1 protein-coding gene and 1 pseudogene are annotated in these 3,155 nt (G+C 47.4%); both read right to left on the reverse strand.

The genetic code is table 11. The features are described from left to right. Positions 1 to 2,520, reverse strand: a 2,520-nt coding sequence (locus tag B8977_RS14875) for a DUF6443 domain-containing protein (RefSeq protein ID WP_143736555.1), incomplete at its 3' end; no start/stop codon positions are given. Positions 2,521 to 2,523: 3 nt separating this feature from the next. Continuing rightward, a pseudogene (locus tag B8977_RS15145) lies at positions 2,524 to 3,155 on the reverse strand (RHS repeat domain-containing protein); the annotation flags it as partial.

Consider the following 3,155-nt stretch of genomic DNA (forward strand, 5'->3'; position numbering starts at 1 on the left):
GAACCCGTCCAGGTAGTCCACATGCTTGATGGTATTGTTGGGGGTGTCGTGCACTGTTTTCTTTATCTTTTGACCTGCTGCATTGTAAAAATACTCGATGCTCCCGTTATTACCAAAATAAATGTGGGTCGGAAGGTTCAGGTGGTTGTAAAGGATCTCCGTGATCCCTTTGTTCAGGTCACTGAGCATATTGCCGTTTTCATCATAGGTGTAGTCATTGCTTGTGCCTGAGCTTCCGTTGGAGAATCCTCCCGTGCTGCTGCTGCTCACATCGTCGGTCACCTTCATCAGGCGGTTGGAGTTTTGGTTGCCGTTCTGGTAGGTATAGCTAAGGTTGTCCATGTTTACCTGGTTTTCATTGGCATCTCCCGTGTGCCTTATCAGGTTCAGGATGTTTCCGTTCAGATCGTAAGCAAGGGCTTCGTCATAGGCTCCCGGGAAGCTGCTCATATTGAGGCTGACTTTGGTGTAGCTGGCATAACGAAGGCGGTTGAGCTGGTCGTATTCGTACGAGTATCCTCTGATCTTGTCGTCCGAGGAGCTGCGCCAGAAGGTCTGGGAGATGTTTCCGTTGTAAAGCGGGGATGCGGGTGCGCTGAAGACTACTCCGTCCTGATAATCCAGGGTCTCGTAGTTGATATGGAAAGCAAACATATCGTCCGACTGGCCGGGTCCCGGAATGCCCCGGTCTGCAATCAGGCTGGTATTTACATCGTTGATGTCGGTAAGCCAGCCTCTTATGTTGTACTTGTAGTCTATATGCTGAAGCCTTCCGCTGCCTCCCGTAAGGTTGGTGCCTCCTACTTTTTTGTTCATAAGCTGCCCGAGCTGGTCATAGGTGCTGAGCGCAAGGAGCTCTTCTGCTTTGCTTCCCACCTTATGGGTATGTTGGGTAAGTCTCCCTTGCGTGTCATAGGTAAATTTCTCTATGGTTTTTATTTCCGTTTCTGTGCTTCCCTGAGAGCGTTTGTGGAAAAGGTCGGTTTGGAGTGGCTGTCCGCGGAAGTTCAGCTCACTTACCGTTTCGGTGTAGCCGCCCAGGTGGTTGGTTTTGAGCATCAGCACGGGTCTTGATGTTTTGTCGTAACGGGTGAGTGTTTTCTCCCATTGATCGGTGCCCGTTATGCGTACATGGGATACCAGTGCCATTCCCTTGGTGCCGTCATCTGCACTGCCGGTTGTTCCGGTGCGAAGTCCCGGGGGTACCTGTAAATCCTGTGATTGTTTGGCGAACTCTACATGGGTGTAGCTGTCGTAATAATTAACCGATAAAAGCTCTGTGAAGCTTGACGGAAAAGCGGTGGTGGTATAATAAACGCCCAGTGTGTTCTTGGTAAACTTCACGGTTGTTTCTCTCGATTCATTGTTGTTCTCAGCTGCATAGGCGGCTGTCTGTACATTGGCTCTGCTGGTTCCTCCGTTGTAAATACCTGTATAAACAACTCTTCCGAATTTGTCATATTTGGTAAAAAGCCAGTTTCCGTCTGTGCGCAGGTTGGCATCCTGCGTGGCCACCAATCTGTCCTGCCTGTCGTATACCATGTATTCCCAGTCTTTGCCGGGAAGCTTCTTCTCTATAAGACGGTTTCTTTCGTCATAACGGTAAACATATCCCAAATCATTCATCTTGTCTCCCCAGTCCGAAGGTAAATTTCCCGTTCCTGTGTATAAGGCAGACAACAGCGGGGGTATGACATAGGTAAGATTCCCAAATACATCATATACGTAATAGGTATCTGCTTTTAAAAGAGCTGCAGGAGGATTTCCGCCGCCGCCTCTGCCCGCTGTGGTGGCAGATGTGACATAGGTTCTTTTCAGCACTACCTGTCCCTGTTTGTTCTTGTATTCTTCTATTTTGTGGCCGTTTTCGTCCGTGGTAACGGTTTTGTAAAGAAAGTTATTCAAATAATAGGTCTTTCGCCTCCCGCTCCCGTCTATTTCTTTGCCTCGCACAAGGCTCCCGCTCCCGTCTACATAATAAACATATACCTGGTCCTGCTCAGTATTGGCTTCATATTGAAATTTAATTTCTTTTCCTGAACCCAGCTTCCATTCATCTCCCGGTGCTGCCTGCTTCATTACACGATTCAGCGGTGAGTTCTCAATTTCTTTTTCTGAGTAATAAATCTGGGTATTGTAGCCTGTGGGGCTATTGTAATAACTTTCATATCTGCTGACCGGATCGCTCACATAAGCCCCGTTGTTGGACAAGGCACGGGTTGGGAGATAATCTTTGTCCTGTCTTCCAAATCCGTCATAATCATAATGAACAATTATATCACCGTTGATTACCGGGACTGCACCTGCCTGAACGGTTTGTTTGGGCCTGCCCAATCCGTCAAAGTACTGAATGGTTCGTATCGCATCGGTATTGGGTTGAACTGCAGTTACAGCATCCATGGGTTCCTGTACATAGATGTAATTCTCTGTGCCAGTCGGTACTACCTGCGACATGGAGAATGCCGCGGTAAACAAGCCCAGCGACGCGAATATGGTTTTGTAAGGGTGTAAGCTCTTCATGGGTTATTGGTTTTTGTAGTGGTAATCCATTTTCTTTAAGATCGATCCGTTGTGGTCTTTGACCTGCATCAGCCTGCCCGAACCGTCATACTCATATATTTCTTTCTGGCCGTTGGGCTGGATGATGGTCGTTACGCCTACCAACGGCTTATAAATGTAGCAGGTAACTATCGCGCCTGTTAAATTACGAAGGTTGTCGAAAGAGCCTGCTGTAAGGGTTCCTGTGTTGCTGGCTCCCTGAAGCGTACTTATGTAGGTAGACAAGGAACTATACAATGCTCCTTCTACTTTGGCGATCGGATACTGCCCGTTGTAGCCCCAGATGATGCTCACAGGTGTCCCGTTCTCCAATGTATACTGTGTCAGGTTGCCCAGGGCATCGTAGCTGTTGTAAGTGATTTTCTTTTCTAAGTTGTTTGATCCTTTTTTGGTGTAAACGTGATGGGGTAATATCTGATCTGTATTGACAACCTGATATTCGGTCAGTTGTTCTGATAGAATGGTTCCGTTATTGTAAGTTTTCACAATTACAGGCGTTGATATCATGTTTTTTTCAATCATCTGATTCATGATACCGGTCTGCCAATGCAATCCATCCTGTGGGTAGCTGTAGTCTGTACGCAAGGTTTCGCCTA

This window comes from Moheibacter sediminis, from assembly GCF_900176425.1.
Lineage (GTDB): Bacteria > Bacteroidota > Bacteroidia > Flavobacteriales > Weeksellaceae > Moheibacter > Moheibacter sediminis.